18 protein-coding genes, 3 riboswitches and 1 other annotated feature are annotated in these 17874 nt (G+C 25.1%); of the genes, 6 read left to right on the forward strand and 12 right to left on the reverse strand.

The window, feature by feature from the left end:
* Positions 1–13: 13 nt before the first annotated feature.
* Together KGF48_RS10930 and KGF48_RS10935 are read right to left on the reverse strand one after the other, a co-directional pair.
* Entirely contained in the window at positions 14–784 is a 771-nt protein-coding gene (locus tag KGF48_RS10930) for an ABC transporter permease (protein WP_227828003.1), read from the reverse strand.
* Entirely contained in the window at positions 759–1049 is a 291-nt protein-coding gene (locus tag KGF48_RS10935) for an MTH1187 family thiamine-binding protein (RefSeq protein ID WP_227828002.1), read from the reverse strand. Before KGF48_RS10935 ends, KGF48_RS10930 begins: the two co-directional genes overlap by 26 nt.
* A 106-nt stretch (positions 1050–1155) precedes the next feature.
* Positions 1156–1255, reverse strand: a riboswitch (TPP riboswitch).
* 470 nt (positions 1256–1725) lie between these two features.
* Positions 1726–1815, forward strand: a riboswitch (cyclic di-GMP riboswitch).
* Between the two features lie 53 nt (positions 1816–1868).
* Between KGF48_RS10935 and KGF48_RS10940 the strand changes: the two genes are divergently transcribed.
* Positions 1869–2045, forward strand: a complete 177-nt coding sequence (locus tag KGF48_RS10940) for a hypothetical protein (RefSeq protein WP_227828001.1) — start codon at positions 1869–1871, stop codon at positions 2043–2045.
* A 545-nt stretch (positions 2046–2590) separates the two neighbouring features.
* On the opposite strand, the gene KGF48_RS10945 is transcribed toward KGF48_RS10940, so the two are convergent.
* From KGF48_RS10945 to KGF48_RS10965, 5 genes are all read right to left on the reverse strand, one after another.
* The gene (locus KGF48_RS10945; RefSeq protein ID WP_227841486.1) at positions 2591–2737 is read right to left on the reverse strand and encodes a hypothetical protein; all 147 of its coding nucleotides are present in this window, start codon (positions 2735–2737) and stop codon (positions 2591–2593) included.
* Between the two features lie 227 nt (positions 2738–2964).
* Positions 2965–4371: a metallophosphoesterase gene (locus tag KGF48_RS10950; protein ID WP_227868045.1), complete on the reverse strand. Its 1407-nt coding sequence runs from the start codon at positions 4369–4371 to the stop codon at positions 2965–2967.
* A 108-nt stretch (positions 4372–4479) separates the two neighbouring features.
* A complete protein-coding gene (locus KGF48_RS10955; protein WP_227868046.1) occupies positions 4480–4788 on the reverse strand; it encodes a hypothetical protein in 309 nt (102 codons plus the stop codon).
* Positions 4789–5189: 401 nt separating this feature from the next.
* Positions 5190–5366 carry a hypothetical protein gene (locus tag KGF48_RS10960; RefSeq protein ID WP_227827997.1) on the reverse strand — a complete coding sequence of 59 codons (177 nt, stop codon included), beginning with the start codon at positions 5364–5366 and terminating at the stop codon, positions 5190–5192.
* A 133-nt stretch (positions 5367–5499) separates the two neighbouring features.
* On the reverse strand, positions 5500–6183 hold the full coding sequence (locus tag KGF48_RS10965; RefSeq protein WP_227868047.1) for a M56 family metallopeptidase: 684 nt from the start codon (positions 6181–6183) through the stop codon (positions 5500–5502).
* Positions 6184–6303: 120 nt separating this feature from the next.
* On the opposite strand from KGF48_RS10965, the gene KGF48_RS10970 reads away from it, so the two are divergent.
* From KGF48_RS10970 to KGF48_RS10980, 3 genes are all read left to right on the forward strand, one after another.
* Complete coding sequence (locus KGF48_RS10970; RefSeq protein ID WP_227868053.1) at positions 6304–6930, forward strand: amino acid racemase; 627 nt, start codon at positions 6304–6306, stop codon at positions 6928–6930.
* 421 nt (positions 6931–7351) lie between these two features.
* The gene (locus KGF48_RS10975; RefSeq protein WP_227841444.1) at positions 7352–7963 is read left to right on the forward strand and encodes an NUDIX hydrolase; all 612 of its coding nucleotides are present in this window, start codon (positions 7352–7354) and stop codon (positions 7961–7963) included.
* 300 nt (positions 7964–8263) lie between these two features.
* Positions 8264–8602: a DUF3784 domain-containing protein gene (locus tag KGF48_RS10980; protein ID WP_227841443.1), complete on the forward strand. Its 339-nt coding sequence runs from the start codon at positions 8264–8266 to the stop codon at positions 8600–8602.
* A gap of 387 nt (positions 8603–8989) precedes the next feature.
* Here KGF48_RS10980 and miaB read toward each other — a convergent pair whose 3' ends face one another.
* The 4 genes from miaB to KGF48_RS11000 all read right to left on the reverse strand — a co-directional run bounded on the left by miaB (position 8990) and on the right by KGF48_RS11000 (position 13230).
* Positions 8990–10426, reverse strand: coding sequence for a tRNA (N6-isopentenyl adenosine(37)-C2)-methylthiotransferase MiaB (miaB, locus tag KGF48_RS10985; RefSeq protein ID WP_227841442.1), 1437 nt, complete (start codon positions 10424–10426; stop codon positions 8990–8992).
* 352 nt (positions 10427–10778) lie between these two features.
* Positions 10779–11330, reverse strand: coding sequence for a tryptophan transporter (locus tag KGF48_RS10990; RefSeq protein ID WP_227841441.1), 552 nt, complete (start codon positions 11328–11330; stop codon positions 10779–10781).
* A gap of 150 nt (positions 11331–11480) precedes the next feature.
* Positions 11481–11745: a binding site (T-box leader), on the reverse strand.
* A 282-nt stretch (positions 11746–12027) separates the two neighbouring features.
* The gene (locus KGF48_RS10995) at positions 12028–12426 is read right to left on the reverse strand and encodes a hypothetical protein (RefSeq protein ID WP_227841325.1); all 399 of its coding nucleotides are present in this window, start codon (positions 12424–12426) and stop codon (positions 12028–12030) included.
* 309 nt (positions 12427–12735) lie between these two features.
* Positions 12736–13230, reverse strand: a complete 495-nt coding sequence (locus KGF48_RS11000) for an AAA family ATPase (RefSeq protein ID WP_227841326.1) — start codon at positions 13228–13230, stop codon at positions 12736–12738.
* A gap of 374 nt (positions 13231–13604) precedes the next feature.
* Between KGF48_RS11000 and KGF48_RS11005 the strand changes: the two genes are divergently transcribed.
* On the forward strand, positions 13605–14135 hold the full coding sequence (locus tag KGF48_RS11005) for a PadR family transcriptional regulator (RefSeq protein WP_227841327.1): 531 nt from the start codon (positions 13605–13607) through the stop codon (positions 14133–14135).
* A gap of 245 nt (positions 14136–14380) precedes the next feature.
* On the opposite strand, the gene KGF48_RS11010 is transcribed toward KGF48_RS11005, so the two are convergent.
* On the reverse strand, positions 14381–14863 hold the full coding sequence (locus KGF48_RS11010; RefSeq protein ID WP_227841328.1) for an SH3 domain-containing protein: 483 nt from the start codon (positions 14861–14863) through the stop codon (positions 14381–14383).
* Positions 14864–14948: 85 nt separating this feature from the next.
* Positions 14949–15042, reverse strand: a riboswitch (cyclic di-GMP riboswitch).
* 495 nt (positions 15043–15537) lie between these two features.
* Here KGF48_RS11010 and KGF48_RS11015 point away from each other — a divergent pair.
* Positions 15538–17871: an FtsX-like permease family protein gene (locus tag KGF48_RS11015; RefSeq protein ID WP_227841329.1), complete on the forward strand. Its 2334-nt coding sequence runs from the start codon at positions 15538–15540 to the stop codon at positions 17869–17871.
* The last annotated feature ends 3 nt before the right edge of the window (positions 17872–17874 follow it).

Genomic DNA, 17874 nt, shown 5'->3' on the forward strand with positions numbered 1-17874 from the left:
CCCTCAAATACATTTAATCTTCTAATCTATGTTTTATAACAACTTTTTTTATAGCTTGTACAATTCCTACAAATATTAAACTAAATATAACTACTAATATAGTAGATGCAAATACTTTATCAAGTGCATATGCACTTTTTGACCTTAGCATATAAACACCAAGACCTTTAGTTCCACCTAACCACTCTGCAACAGTTGCTGCCATTACAGCATAAGTAGCCGATATTTTAAGTCCAGAAAAAAATTTATCCATTGACATAGGAAATTTAAGATGAATAAAAGTATTAATCTTATTTGAATTCATAGTCTTAAACAAATTTAAATAATCTTTATCAATATTCTCAATACCATCTACAAAACTTATTAATATAGGAAAAAAACAAGTAAGCGTTACCATCAATATTTTTGGCATTGTCCCAAAGCCAAACCAAATCATAAAAAGTGGAGCTATTATTATTGTAGGTATCATTTGAGTCACTAACATAATAGGATAAAGACATTTTTTTATTATCAATACAAAATCCATTAATATTCCAATTATTAAAGATATTATTATTGCAACTATAAATCCAAATATTGCTTCCCCTATAGTAACCATGGCATGCATGGATAAATTTTGATAATCTTTAAAAAATACATTAATTATATCTATTGGTGTAGGTAGTATATATTGAGGAACCTTTAAAACTTCTACCACAGATTGCCAAAAAATAAGTATAAACAAAAATGTTGCTATTGGATATATACTATTTTTGACTTTATCTATGATTTCTAAGTTTCTCATCTATAGTTAAACCCCCAGCTTTTTCATCTACTCTAGCTACTGTTATAACTCTTTCACATCCAAGATTAAAAGGGATTTTATGCACTTTTTTTAGGAGTTCAAAAACTTCATCAAAATCACCTTCAACAGTAGTACTCATTGCTCCTATTTCACATTTTAAACCGCTGTTTTCAATTTCTGCTATACAAGCATCTACTACTTTATACATTTCTTCTTCACCTTTGTAAGGTCTTAGTGGCATTACTGCTATGTCTGCAATTACCATTTAAATCACTCCTTTTAAAATAATTAATACCTACTAGGTATATTTTGTTTTTTATTAAAATATTTAAATAAAATAAAAGTCTTATCCAAAATAGGATAAGACTTATTTTTATCTTTACTGGTCTCCCTACACTGGCATTATCCAAACAGGTTCAAAGGGTCGAGATAAAATCTCCTCTCAGCGTATTAGCTCCCCGAAATATATTATATCTTTTCTACTTGATTATACTACACTTATTATATTTTAACAAATTTTTTATTTATATTATATATTTTATCTGTATTAAAATTTACAAAACTATATAATAGTTTATGATTTATTATCTTTATCCTCACTAATTTTTTTAAAATTTCAGTAACCCTCTTTTACTTACTATAACTTTATTCTGTCGATACTATTATTTTTGATATAATAGATTTTTATACACATATATTGATTATCTATACTCTTTTTAATATATTGACCACTTCTTATTGATTAAGTTTGTGTTACTTCATCAATATAATTCAAATAAATTAATAATATAAATTTACAGTTCCTTTTACACAATAAGCTTTATTACATAATTTACTTGTATGTTTTATTTTTAAAGGACAAAATAACTTTTATATTTAATTTTTTTAGTTTATATATTGAAAAACAAAACGTTTTCCTGTAATATTATAATCGTAGAATAAAACTAAATAGGCAAAACTAGAGAAATTTAGTGACGCAAAGCTATAGGGACTAACACTTATAAAATAAGTTATGTCAGCCAGTTGCCAAAAAGATATTTTCTTTTTGTTTTTTATGAAAGTTTTTTAGGGGGATAAATAATATATGTTTATGAATAAAGTAGATAGATGTACACATATACTAACTGCCTATATATGCAGTTCATATGATTACTGTAATTTTATAGATACGCAGTTAAACGATTTTATACTAGAGTATGGTGAAAATGTTGTGGAATCTTGTTTACATCAAGTAATGGTATTGGTAAGTAAGTATAATTAAATGGATTTTATTTTCTAGAAAACCCTTTTTAGTTTTATCTACATTTTAAATGTATTGTTAATAGAAAATTGATTAAAAAGAAGATAGCAAATGAAAAAATTTGAATACAAATTTATACAGTTATACGTTCAAGATGGCATTAATAAAAAAATTAGCAAGTAAAGGTAAAGCAGAAACACTAGAAGAACTTCTCAATCAATTATGTAGAGAAGTTTTGGAAATTAGTTCATATACATTTAATTGAAAGTTCAATCGTTTTTAAAAGATAAATTTGAACTAATTTCTAAAAACTTATTTTTATTTAAAAATATCTAATAAAAACTCTTAGAATGTATTTATTTGGATTCTAAAGGCTTTTTTTCTAAGTATAATCCATAAACTAAATTTTAAGACTTATTGTTTTAATACAGATAAATTATATAAAAATGTATTTTTTATTTCTTGTACAGCTTGGATACTAATTTAAATAGTTTTAGATAGATTGTAGCCTAATTTAATATCACAATACAAATTCTTACTTTTAGATATACTCTACTATAGAAATTTTATTTATTTTTGTTTTTCTTACTATCTAACACTACTCCAATAAGTAACCCAAGGGATAAGCCAATAGCTAAATTTTTAAATACTGAACCTAAAATAACACCAAAGCATAATCCTAATCCCAAATAACTTATACTTTCATTTTTCATATCTTTTACTCCTTCAAATTCCTATTTATCTATATTATATTAAAATAACCTGTATTAATCAAATCGTACACTAAAGTAGATGTTTTTGTATACACTTACAAGGAATACTAGCATCTAAAGACTTATTTAAAGATATCTAGTAAAAATGACCTTAAAATCCATTTATTTGGATTTTAAGGGCATTACTTTCATTTAAAATACAATAAACTAAATTTAACTGCTGGTTGTTATTTATACACTAACTGAATATCATATCCTTCACTATTTTTCTTTATTTCAAATTTATCATTCTTTTTAGGTAGTATCTCTAGTACACCATCTTGATACCTAGATTTATCTACTTTTAAGTCTATACCAAAGTCTTTTCCATTAAAACAAGCATATGAGGAAACTTTTTCATCTTTCATAAATACCATCTTAATTCTATTATCATTTTCTATATCTATAAGATTTTTCCATTTATAGCCAACTATATCGTACATCTTTTCAACACTAGTATCATTGCTAAATAAATAAGCTCTGTCCCATTTGAATTTACTTAATGATGACAAATTCACTTCGCTCTTTTTATCATTTAACTCATGTAAATTTGTTATCAAATCACCAAAATTTTCTAAACTTTTATCTTCTTCTAGCTTAGTTAACTTTGAATATTTATTTTGTACTTTCCAAGTATTATCATCTTTTTCTAATTCAAATGTTATTTTTGATATACAAGAGTTATGGTTGCCTGGTTGTGTAACTATTACATTTTCACCTTTATTATTTGTATAATCATGTTGTTCAATTTCCTTATGAGTATAGCCCGCTACTATCGCATCAATTCCAGCAACTTCTTTAGCTAGTTCTTGTATTCTATTACCTGGATTTTTAGGCTTTTTAGGTTTTTCTCCACTATGTACTACGGCTAATAGTATATCTGGATTTTCTTTTTCTTTTATTTCCTTCACCCATTTTTTAGCATCTTCTATTATATCATTCATATATAAATCCTGGTATGTAACCATATCTTTTAAATCTCTGGACTTAGCCTTAATTTTATTTCCGTTTTCATCAAAATCCCATCCTTCTCCGACTTCCTTGATTGTAAGACCAAGTATACCAAGCTTAACTTCACCATCTTTTGTTTCAATTGTCTTTATTGTGTAAGGTTTAACATAACTTGAACTGTTACTATTATATGTATTTGCAGATAAAACTTCTATATTTTCACTGTTAAATTCATTTATTATTTTATCTAAATTTTTTTTAGAACTAGAAACAAACTCATGATTACCAAGTACTACTGCATCATATTTAACTTCACTCATTTGTCTAACTATAGGTACTTCTTTTTTAATTACCTCATCTTTTTCGTAAGCATCTCGAGCCTCACTAAGATATTGATTCATTGCCCCTAAACCATCTGAATCATAAAAATCTCCTGCATCTACTAATGTTATATTAGAGTCTTTTTTTCTTTCTTCGTTTATTTTTTCAGCTATGTTATATGTAACTTCTCCATGTAAGTCTGTAGTTGCTAATATATTGATTTTAGTGGTTTTCTCCTCCTTAAGATTAGTACACCCTGTAAATATCATTGAAATTGAGATTAAACATAAACTTAATACTTTGCCTTTATTTTTAAAATTCATTTTATCCCCCCTATAAAACTAAATATACATAAAGTATAGCAGTTATTTATTTCAAATTTATTAAAAATATCTTACAATTAAAAGACTTATTAGTTCCCTAGAAACTTATTACTTTATCTTAGTATATTTTTGAAATTTATGAGGAATTAAATCATATACTATTATAAAAAAATTAAGTATCAAAATAAGTATTAATAATCTAGATAAAAAACCTAAAGGTATTCCTTTATAATTTGTAAAAATTGGCGCAACAAATATACTTGAAAGATATATAACTAAATAGTATATAAAACGATAAATACTTCTTTTCACTCTATATATGGTATTACATTTTTTACATCTAAGTTTTCCTGTAAATATACTTTTAAATCTATCTATAATAGTAAAAGTATAACTGCACTCTAAACAATTTTTCATAATAAGTCTCCTTTTTATTCTATTGTACCAAAGATATTAGTGAATTTTATAATGAAAAGGTTATAATCCAACTAATCTCTAAAGACATATTTGAAATTTGTTTTGATACAATAAAAAAGCTCCAAAATAATTAAACTTATAGAAGCTTTTTAAATAAAATATTTATTTAATATACATTATCTAAGCGTGATTGAAACAATTTTTACATTTTCTGTAACAACTTCTTGAGTTAGTCTTTTCTTTATCCTTGCAATTTTTACTCTTTGATCTATTGCTTTGAAATCAAGTTCTTTCATCCTATGTACTTCTCCTTCATTATTAGTATTCTATAACATTATAACCTTTCAAAAAGTGTATTATAATAAATTATTAAATTAATTTATATATTAGTTGAAAACTTTTTAATCTACAGTTATAGTAAAAGATTTTTCTTTCCCTGTATTTACTGGCATCGGAGCCTCTAAAGAATGTTTAACTGGATTTGATGCAATTGAATCAAATTTAAAATATGTAATCAATGAGAATAAACATAAAATTATTGCCATTAAAATACCTGTTCTATTTTTTTCATTAAACATATTAGATACTCTTTTTTTATATCTGATTTCTTATGTAATCTGGCTACAAATTTATTTGAAGAATTTAAATCTTTTTTCATTGCATTTATAACAGTCAAAGCATACTCTTTTTTATCTTCTATACTACGATTTTTTAAAACTCTTCATCACAATAAAATTCACAATCTAAATCTATAATCTTATCCATAATGTACATAAAAGGATTAAACCAATATACTATTTTTAAAAATAATACTAGATATTTAATACAAAGGTCTTTACTCTTAAAATGCATCAGCTCATGTCTAAATATCCATTCCAGTTCTTTTAGTGTATAATCATATGGTGGTAAAAGAATACATGAATTAAAAAATGAGGGTGTTTCAACTTCATGAGGATATTTAATTTGTATATTTTTGTTTATATTAAGTTCTTTTAATAAATTACTATAAAGATTGTTTATGTATTTGTCATCAACCTCATATGACAAATCATCTATCAGATTTTTAAGTTCAATATATTTCCATAAAGTAGAAATCAAATAAAATATTGTAATAGTAGCCCAAACAGAAACTAAAATCATAGTACACAAAGTAGAAAGATTGTTAAAACCTTCTAGATTTACCTTATTAATATTCTCTTGATATTTAAATTCATTAAATGCAAAAGTATAATATGTAAATGGTAACAATAGCTTAATAATAACAATAAACCATATATAGTAGTTAAATCTTCTACTAAAAATTTTAAAAATAGTCATTCTAAAAACTAATAATAGAGCCGTAAATAAACTACTTACTAAAACTGTCCTAAGAAAATCGTTTAGAATCGAAAGCATAAATTTTCACCACCCTTATTCTAGAGTGAATTGCGGAATATTTGAAAAACAAACAACACTCTAAAAATATGAACAGAACTATGGCTCTTTTAATACAAAGAACCATTTGTTGATTTAATTATTGATGAATGTCAGTCTCAATATGGAGCGAAGTACGATGAAGAGTTTCCTGAAATTATGATATATTCCTTACCTACTCCATTTTATATTGACCGCCCAATAAATCATGAACTTATGAAAAAAACTATCATTAAGGGTCTAAAAAAACTTGAATCCGTTGGGGCAAACTTTATTGCGATGCCATGCAACTCAGCTCATATATATTTTAAAGAATTGAAAGAATCAATAAGTATTCCATTATTAAATATTGTAGAAGAAACTGTTAAAGATTTACCTTCTACTCCACAAAAAGTAACTCTACTTTCAAAAAGTTCAACATTTGAATCTAAAATTTATCAAAAAGGTATAACAGATGCTGGTCATAAATTTATATTTAAAGATGAATGGCAAAAAAAGATAAATGCTCTTATCCAAAATATCAAAACAGATAAGAATAATCCACAAAATATCAATATTTTGAATGAATTTCTAGAAAGTGTAAAATTTGAATCTATTGAAAATATAGTAATTGCTTGCACTGATTTAAATGTTGTCTTAGAAAAGATACAACCATCAATTAATATTATTGATTCGTCAAAATGTTTAGCAGAGTCAGTTATTAAGAAATATTTAGAATTAGAGAAATAGAATTCACTCTATTTTTAATTCATAAATATTTTAGATAAATTATTCATGAAAAAGTAAAGTGATAAGATAATCTTACCACTTTACTTTTTTATGAATACTGACTTTTTTATTTTTGATGATGATTCTAAAGTAAAATTCACCTTAAATGAGATTGTAAAAATAAAAAAATGAATGTCAGTTAAAGTAAAAATATATTTTTCAATTAAATGTTAAAAAACTATTTTATAATAACTTAGTTTAAACATTGCTAAAATTAAATACTTTAGTATTTGTTAATACTTGTTAATATATATTTATTGATTTATTATATAATAATATAGATATTACTATATATTGAATTAGATAAATATAATTATATATATATTGTTATTGTCGGAATTTAATTCTATATTTTTTAATAATATTATTTTAGGAGGAAAAAATGATAAACAATATTAAAAATAAATTTAAAGATTACAAACCATATATAAACGGTTATGAAAATATGAAAAGAGCATCTGTATTAATTCCAATAGTAGAAATAAATAACATACATCATATATTATTTGAAGTTCGCTCAAAAAATTTAAAGCATCAACCCAATGAAATTTCTTTTCCAGGTGGAAAAATAGAGTCTAACGAAACTCCTTATGAAGCCGTTATTAGAGAGACATGTGAGGAACTTGGAACTTTTAATGACAATATAGAAGTTATAGCAAGTCTTGACTTACTTATAACGCCTGTAAAATTTATAATACATCCCTATTTAGGATATATAAAGAACATCAATAATTTAAATATAAATAAGGGTGAAGTTGACCATACTTTTTTGGTACCTATAAAATATCTTTTAGAAAATCCTCCAAATACCTATAATAATACAGTCAAAGTTTTTCCTGATGAAAATCTTCCATATGGTTCAATTCCAAATCAAAAAGATTATAAATTTGAAAGTGGAAGTTATCCTGTTCTATTTTATAAATATAAAGATTATGTAATTTGGGGAATAACAGCAAAGATATTAGAAAATTTTTTAAATTTCTTATCAGAATAATACTTGTATTCAAATACTCAAATTTTTATATACGAAGTTTTTAAAATTTTCTAAATTTAAAATTCTAAAAAAGATATGAAATTATATTTTATACTTGATTATTGTTCAATTATTATTACACAATTTTTGATACAATTTCAAGCTAAGCACTATTTATTAATATCACACTATAAATAAATTATAGTATGATAATATATCTAATAAGATTAAGATATGAAATAAATGATTTTAATGTATGTTTATGGTAAAATATTAATAAACAAGTAAACTGATAAATCAGAGTATATGGAGGTGCTTATAATGTTTGCAGTAGGATTCACAGTTATAATTGCAATTGCCTCTTTCATTTTAAGTATATTGCTATTTAATGGAAAAGCAAGTATGTTATTAGCAGGTTATAATACTATGAGTGATAAAGAAAAAGCTCGATATGATGTAAAAAAACTATGTAGAAGTTCTAGTATTGTTACTTTTATTGTATCTATAATGTTATTTATCATGTCATTTTTGGGATATAGAATAGAGAGTGGACAAATGGATGAAAAAAAAATGCTTCCATTTGCTGTAATATTCATAATAGTTATACTTGCTAGTGTTCTTTTCAACATCTATTACTCTAATAAGAAATGTAAAAAATAAAAATTAGTAAGTAGCAGTTAATTGTGAAAGATTGACTGCTTTTTTATGTCTATTAGATATTTTAGCATTTAAAAAGCTCTATAAAAAATAACATATATAAACTTATAATGGTATAGTTGCCTTTCCTGCATGCCCATAGTCTATTATATAATATTTTAGTATATATAAAGAAATACTAAATATAGTTAGGTAAGCTTTGATAAAATAGAATAAAAAATAGATGTACAATTAATTTACATCCTATATCAAATTTATTTTTATTTATAATAGAAACTGAAATTAGCATAATATATATGATATGTTCTTAAAATTAAAAAATTTAATATATTTTGTTTTATAGTACATCTATTTCAATTGGTTTACATAATTTTATTATTTTATACAGTATTAATCATTTACTAGTACACCATTCAATGAAAATGTTCTAGGTTCAGTGATTTTAACCATAACTAATTTTCCAATTAAATCATCACTTCCACCTTCAAAATTTACAAGTTTATTTTGTCTAGTTCTACCAGCAAATTTATTTTCATTATTTTTGCTTCTTCCTTCGACCAAAACTTCAACTACTCTATTTTTATATTCATCATTTATCTCTGCTGAGATTCTATTTACTGCTTCTAATACTCTATTAAATCTTTCATGTTTTATTTCTTCTGGTATCTGATTTTCCATTTTAGCAGCAGGAGTTCCCTGTCTCTTAGAATAAATAAATGTAAATGCTGAATCATATCTAACTTTTTCAACCACATCTAGAGTATCTTCTAAATCTTCTTCTGTTTCTCCTGGAAAACCTATCATTAAGTCTGTTGAAAAAGCAATATCTGGAACTTCTTTTTTAGCCTTTTCTATTATTTCTAGATAATATTCCTTTGTATAATGTCTATTCATTTTTTTTAGAAGACTACTACTTCCACATTGTATTGGTAAATGTAAAAATTCACACACCTTGTCACAATCTCTAATTGCATATATCACCTCATCAGATATGTCTTTAGGATGAGATGTCATAAATCTAACTCTTTCAATTCCTTCTATATCATTAACTTTTCTTAAAAGTTCTGAGAATGCAACTGGATTTTCAAGTGTTTTTCCATACGAGTCTACATTTTGTCCAAGCAAAGTTATTTCTTTTGTTCCATTTGAAACAAGCTCTTTTATCTCGTTAATTATATCTTCAGGTGTTCTACTTCTTTCTCTTCCTCTTGTATATGGAACTATACAATAGGTACAGAAATTATTGCATCCATACATTATATTTACAAATGCTTTTAATTCAAATTTTCTATTACTTCTAAGACCTTCTATTACTTCTCCATCTACATCCCATACATCTACTAACATCTTGTCAGAATTTATTGATTCTGTAAGTAATTGTGGAAATTTATATAGATTATGTGTTCCAAATACAAGGTCTACATGTTTGTATTTTTTTCTTAATTCTTCTACAACATGTGGTTGTTGCATCATACATCCACACACAGCTATTTTCATGTTTGGATTTTTTCCTTTTAGATGCTTTAACTGACCTAAATTTCCATACACTTTTAGCTCTGCATTTTCTCTTACTGCACATGTGTTATATATTATTAGATCACTTTCTTCAACTATCATTGACATTTGGTATCCCATTTCTTCTAACATTGAACAAAGTTTTTCTGAATCATGTTCATTCATTTGACATCCAAAGGTTTGAGTAAACACGAGTTTTCTCTTTCCTGTTCTGTTGAAGTATTCTTCATTTTGTCTGTGTATTTGTTCTATATATTTATCTTGTTCTTGTATTTTCTCTATAGGTATTGTTACTTGTTTTCTTTTGCTCACGTCTATTCCTCCTAGTTAATTTCTTATATTACACATAACCTTAATTATATCAAATAAGAAAAATCTTTTAAAGGTATTATTAAAGTTTTAAGTATAATAAAAGACAGCTCAATGCTGTCTTTTATTATACTTTACTTTTATATAAAAATAGATTTTAAATCAATCCATTTACAATTCTACAAAATATATTTCTATTGATATCTAATAATGTACTCAGTTTATACTATACAAGTATATTAAATTAATCTTATTTAAGAAAATGAAATAATCATAATGTCTTTATAAAATAAACTTTTTATCATATCAAATAGATTTTAAATAAAATATTATAAATCATATATCTAATCAAATTTTAACTTTGGTAACTAACCCTTCTTATTGATAAATTAACAATCTTGAATAAAAATATTCCTGCAACTAAATTTATTAAAACAGTTGGTAATACTATTGTTAAGAATAAAGCTGTAAAAGAAGCTCCTGGAAGACCGACTATAGCTTGAGCAGCTAACAAAAAGATTGCTCCACTCACAAGTGTTCCTATTGGCATTATAATTGAAACTACTATAGTATCCTGTGTTTTTTTAGATAAGTTTTTTATAAAAGGCATTCTATAGCTAACATATATTAATAAAAATACTATATTTGCTGTAAGAGTTTTATCTATTATATTAGGAACTTGACCTCCTGGGAAACTTGATGTAAGTGCTGTAAATATACCTGTTACTATTCCTGCTATTAAGCAAGTTTTATAGTCATCTCTATTTAAAACTAATATTACAAATAACATTGTTAGTGGTATATCTGGTTTCATTGGTAATCCTATAGCAGGTGTAATTTGATGTATTAGTAATCCTATTGCTAAAAGTATTGCATTTAAAGTTAGTTTTTTTGTATTTGTTTTCATTTCTGTATTTCCTCCTAATTTTTTAATTTTTAATTTATTTTTTTGCCAGTCTTCTAAATCATCCTCTTTAGCTTTAGAAATTCATAACATCTATTTCACCACCTTCTACATATCGAATTTTTCGTAAAATAAAAAAACTCCGTCCTAAATTAATAGGACGGAGATTATCCGCGTTGCCACCTAAATTATATAAAAATTTAATATAAAACTCAATTTTTATATATCTCATTATCAGGTACTTACATACCCTATTCGCTATAACGTGCGACTGACGATAAAGTCTACTCTCAAAAATATGATTTTGATTTACTCCTCTAAGGCCCATTCATCAAATTTTTTCTTGCCAAGATTCCACCATCCTTAGCTCTCTATATTGAACCTAAATTTAACTACTCTTCCTTGTCATAGGATTTAATTTATTATATATTGTTTTACCATTAAAATAATGATATTACTTTTCCTAAAAAATGTCAATATATTTTTATAATTTTTTAAATATACTTCTTCTAAAACTATTTTCTAAAAAATAATACTAATAAAAATCAATACTAATTTCTTTCTTAAAATTTTATACCTAATTCTAACTTTTTAAATTTTATTTTCAATAATTTAATTCATTTTCCTATCATTTATCTAGCTCTTTTATGTAATTTTTGAATTATTCTTAATAAAACTCTACTAATTCTATTTTTATATTTTAATAAAATCTTTTCTTATTTCTTTTAATGAATATTACTATTACTATAGCTATAATGATAAATATCACTATTACTAACAATATCAACTTTGATATTATACTGTGTCTTTTTATATTTCTGTTACTATGTTTATTTCTAATTCCACTTCTATACCTTCTATTACTTGTACTTCGTTTTTTTAGTTTTATTTTACTTTTATTTGACCTACTACTTCTATGTCTTTTTCTAGATTTAATAGTCTTAAACTTAGCATTACTAGATGTATAGTTCGTTTGTGTTGAGTAAACAGATGTACTCAAATCGTTAATAATTTCAGCTTCTACTTGAAGTGGATTTACAATACTGATTACCAGTAAAAAACATATAATTATCCTAATCAATTTTTTCTTTTTTTTCATTTCTTTTCCCCTCATAAAAAATTTATATCTATTTTATTATAATATATACTCACTCAAAAACTACAAATTTTTTCAAATTTCTAATTTATTTTATATCAGATATGTTTTTTTATTAAAAATACTTCTAATAATATTAGAAAAATATTAAAATTTGACTATATTTTTTCGCCCTTATTCTTCATCCAACTAGAACAGTAGGACTTGCACAAATAAAAGTAAGTAATAAATTCCTTTTTTACACTTCTCAATCAACAGAGGAATGTTCAACAATACTATACTATCATTAACATTGGAGTTAAAACTAAAATTTTACAATTCAGATATCTCTTCAACAATCTCTTTAACAGACTTATTAGAAACATTAATTTTAGTTGTTGCTAATCTTTCATACAATGATAAATACTTGACACTTCTTTCTATTACATCAGTAAAACGCAAACCTTCATCTACATCTCTCTTCAACCTTTTTCTCAGTACAGTTTCATCACAAAGTAAAGAAATCTTTATTATTCTATAATCCGATATATCTAGACAAGATATAATAGTATCAATAATACTTTGTTCATGCATTACCCAACAGAAAATAATATTGTCAAAAGCACTACATTTTATAAAGTTATTCAGCAATGCACAAATATTTGAAAGAACCATTTTTTTCGTTTCACCAGTAATCTGAAATGGATGCATATCCCAACACCAATCACCGTCAAGAAAAACACTATTTTTCAAGATTAATTTTAGAGACTGGCATACTGTTGTTTTGCCTACTCCCATTGTACCACCAATAATATAAATATTTTTCATTCATTTCACCTTTCAAAGTTCAATTTATTTGTTAGTCATATTTTATCACATCAATATATAAAAATAATACTTTAACATCTATCATATTATTCATACCATATACAATTGCTTTGTTATCTTTAGTTATCTTATATTCATTCCTAAATAGCTTAAGTAGAAAATTAAACTTATAAATCATTTTTATCACTTAAATTCTTGAAATAATTAAATTAAAATTTATACATTTATTAATTTGTAGCATAATCCATATTCATGCTTTCTTTTATCAAAATTCCATGATACAATAATACTGCTAGATAACAGTAGTTTAATATAGAACTAATATATACATATAGTTATGTAATAATAAATATTACAAAGGAGAGTGAATTGTAATGTTATCAAAACCAGCAACAATGCTTTTAGGCCTAATAAATGAAAAACCTCTTAATGCCTATGAAATTATAAAAGTGTTAGAATACATGAATGTAAAGTACTGGTTTAATATCGCAGACTCAACCGTATATACTACAATTAAAACTTTAGAAAAAAGAGGATTGATTTTAGGTACTGTTAAAAAGGATGGTAATATGCCAGACAAAACAGTTTACACAATCACAGAAAAAGGAAGTACAGAATTTCATGATACTTTGAGAAACTCTATTTTGAAATTCGATTATGACACTAATATTTTTTCTATTACAGCATTCTTTATTGAATGCCTAGAAAAAGAAGAAAGAAAAAATCTTTTAGAAAAACGATTAGAAATTTTAAATCAATATCTAACAGGAATTAAGCAAAAAGATGATGATGACTGGGAAAAGGAAGTTAGTGAATTTCATGTTGCTAATGTAAAACGTATGATTGATATAGTATTAGCAGAGATTTCTGGAACAAAAAGATTATTAGCTGTTTATAAAGGTTAAACAAAAACTGTAAATAATGTCTTTCCACATATAATTCATAGTCTACTGTTTTGTATTTATTTCATTTACTCTTCTTGCATATATATAGAAAGGGCACCTCATATGAAGTGCCAATCTATATTATATTCATTTTTATTTATTGCCTTTAGCTATTGTATAAGAGCTACTTCTCAATATATTTTTATATAGCCTTATGACAACTTGCATTTATAGGATTCTTTTTTTATAAAGCTTATTATATATGATTATGCCAAAATCGAATATTCTTCTACATACTGGCTATATACATATCCAGAATATCTTTTCCCATTTTTGTGGATATTAATTCTTGACCATTTTCCAACACTATAACAGACTTCAACTTTAAAACCATCAGGAATTGTAGTTATTATTTTTGAATCTGTTGTTCTGTCATTTCTTAATTCTAGATTTAAACCATTAGTTTTTATATTTCCTATGTAATTTCTTTTTCTGCTTTCTAGAATATTATTACTTTTAGTGTTGCTCAATTTCTCTAAATATTTATAGAGTAACCAACCTTTGTCATAATTACTTTCAACTTCTGCCCATTTTCCATCTACACAATTTAACTTAACCATTTTTCCTTCTGGTATGCTTTTTAATTTCATACTGTTTATATCTGGTTTCTCTCTTAAATTCAATTTAATCTTAGTCTTAAAATTGAGGTTAGATTCATCAAAGTTTTTTAACATTAATTCAGATATCATTTCAAGCCCTCCTCTTGCCAAATTTTAAGTTGTTAAAAATACCTAACTCTTAAAAAATAAATTTAACAAAAAGAATTATTATCTTTTTGGCAACTGGCTGACATGACCTTTATTATATAAAGATTTTAGTCCCTATAGCTTTGCGTCATTAGATTTATCTAATATTGCCTATATCTGAATAATAACACAAATTAAACATTTACAAAATAATATTCCCTCAAATTTTATATTAATTAAATATAAATTCAATTTTTAATTAATAATAAATAAAAAATATCTTTATATTACTAAATAAATTATTATTGTCTATAAATCATCTATAAAATAGTAATTTACCTAACATATAATTTTTTTAAAGCTTACTTGACAAAAGAAGTATAACACTGTATCATTATTATAAACCGACGGTCAGTCTATTGCCAAATATAATTATAACATGTATATATATTTGTATGATTATGAAAGTACATAAAGACTACCTAATAAAAATTTTGATGAAAATAGTGGTAGCTATTGTTATCTCTTATCAATATACAGCATTAATAAAAAATAACTTATGATACACTTACTTGAGCTTTTTTATATTCAACTCAGTTTACTTACTTCAGTTATTTACATTGCTATACTTATGCTATTTTTAATTTTTAGAAATTTTTAAGAAACGAGGATGAAATATGTTAAAAAGAATATTACAAAAAGATTTAACAAGAAATAAAGTAGTAACAGTCGCATTATTCATATTTATTTTACTGGCAGCTATGTTGGTATCTAGTGCTACAAATATCATTATAGAACTTACTAGTTCTATGGCTTCCTTGTTTAGACAATCTCGTGCACCTCACTATGTTCAAATGTATTCTGGAGAATTAAACCAAAAATCAATCAATAAATTTACAGCTTCAACTACGTCTGTAAAAGAACAACAAACTGTTGAACTCCTAAATATCAATGGAAGAAATATTTTTCTAGGAAATGAGAAAAAAAGCCAGTCTGACAGTGTTTTAGAAAATAGTTTTGTGAGGCAAAATAGTAAGTTCGATTTTTTATTAGACATGGATAATGAGATATTTCAAGTAGAAAATGGAGAAATAGGGGTTCCTGTCTATTACATGAAACAAAATAATTTAAATGTTGGAGATAAGATACAAATAGTCAATGGTGATTTCTTCATGGAATTTACAATAAAAGACTTTGTACGTGATGTACAAATGAACCCTTCCCTTGTTACTTCAAAGCGTTTCTTAATCAGTAATGATGATTGGAATACTTTACATGCTAACTTGGGTGAAAGTGAGTACCTGATTGAGTTTCTATTAAATGATATAAATAAAATTAGTGAATTTGAAACGTTATATCAATCAACTAATCTTCCACAAACAGGAACATCAATAACTTATTCTCTTTATCAAATGCTAAATGCATTATCTGATGGCATTGTAGTTGCAATTATTATCTTAATTAGTGTTCTACTTATTATAATTGCTACTTTATGCTTACGATTTACACTAATTGCAACTATTGAGGAAGATTATCGTGAAATTGGTGTTATGAAAGCAATTGGTATCCAAAGTGGTAATATCCGAAAGTTGTATCTGGCAAAATATCTATTGATTGCATCTTCAGCAAGTTTTTTTGGTTATATAACCTCATTATTTATTAGAACTTTTTTTACAGAAAATATCAATCTTTATATGGGCACAGTAGAAAAAAGTGCTTTTGCTATTTTTATTCCATTAATTGGTGCAGTTATTGTATTTATAGCAGTTATATTCTTTTGTAATCTAATACTCAAAAGATTTAATAAAATATCAGTAGTAGAAGCATTAAAAACAGGTACTTCAATGAACACTAAGCGAAACAGATATAGTCTAAAACTATACAAAAGCAAAATAACAAATGTTAATCTCTTTTTAGGATTAAATGAAGTAACTGAAAGATTTACCATTTATAGCTTACTCTGCTTTGTTTATGCTGTCTGCATCTTCCTTATGATTGTACCACTTAATTTTCTAAATACTATTCAGTCTCCAGAATTTATTACTTATATGGGAGCTGGTCAAAGTGATATTCGCATTGATTTACAACATACAAATGAAACTCAAAACCATCTTAATTCTATATTGAAGGTTATTGAAAGTGACAATGATGTTGAAAAGTATGCTTCCTTTATAACGAGTTCTTATAAGGTAATGAACCAGGATGGGACGATAGAAAATATGAAAATAGAAAATGGAGATTTTTCAACTTTTCCACTTGAATATGTAAAGGGTTCTGCACCAACAAATGAAAATGAGATTGCTCTATCTGTTATAAATGCTGATGAATTAGGGAAAAGTGTTGGAGATAATTTATCTATTTTTTCAGAAAAAGATAATGAGCTAATCCTTACTGTTAGTGGAATTTATCAAGATGTTACATATGGTGGTAAGACTGCAAAAGCGATGCTCCCTTACAAAGAAGATACAATTTTATGGCATGTCATAAATTTAAATATGAAACCTGGAGTTAATTTAACAGATAAATTAAATCAGTATAGAATGAATTGTTATCCCGCAAAAGTTACAAATATGGACGATTATGTAAGTCAGACATTAGGCTCTGTTATTAGCCAATTAAGACTTGTTATAAAGCTAGCTGTTATTCTATCTATTTCGATTTCTGGATTTATTACATCAATGTTTTTTAAAATGTTGATTGCTAAAGATACATCACAAATTGCAATTATGCTTAGTTTAGGCTTCTCTATTAAAAATATACGAACTCAATATATTGCAAGAGCATTATTAGTCCTTACAACTGGAATTATTTTAGGAACTATTGCATCAAATACAATTGGTCAAAAAATAGCAGGGCTACTTCTTTCTGGTATATCTAATTTACAATTTATAACAAATCCAATAATTGTATATATAATTTGTCCAATAACTTTAATTATAACTGTATCTATTGCTATCACAGCAATCAGTATGACAATCAAAAAAATAAAAATTATGTCTATCATAGAATAAGAG

The organism is Clostridioides sp. ZZV15-6388, assembly GCF_020657755.1.
GTDB lineage: Bacteria > Bacillota > Clostridia > Peptostreptococcales > Peptostreptococcaceae > Clostridioides.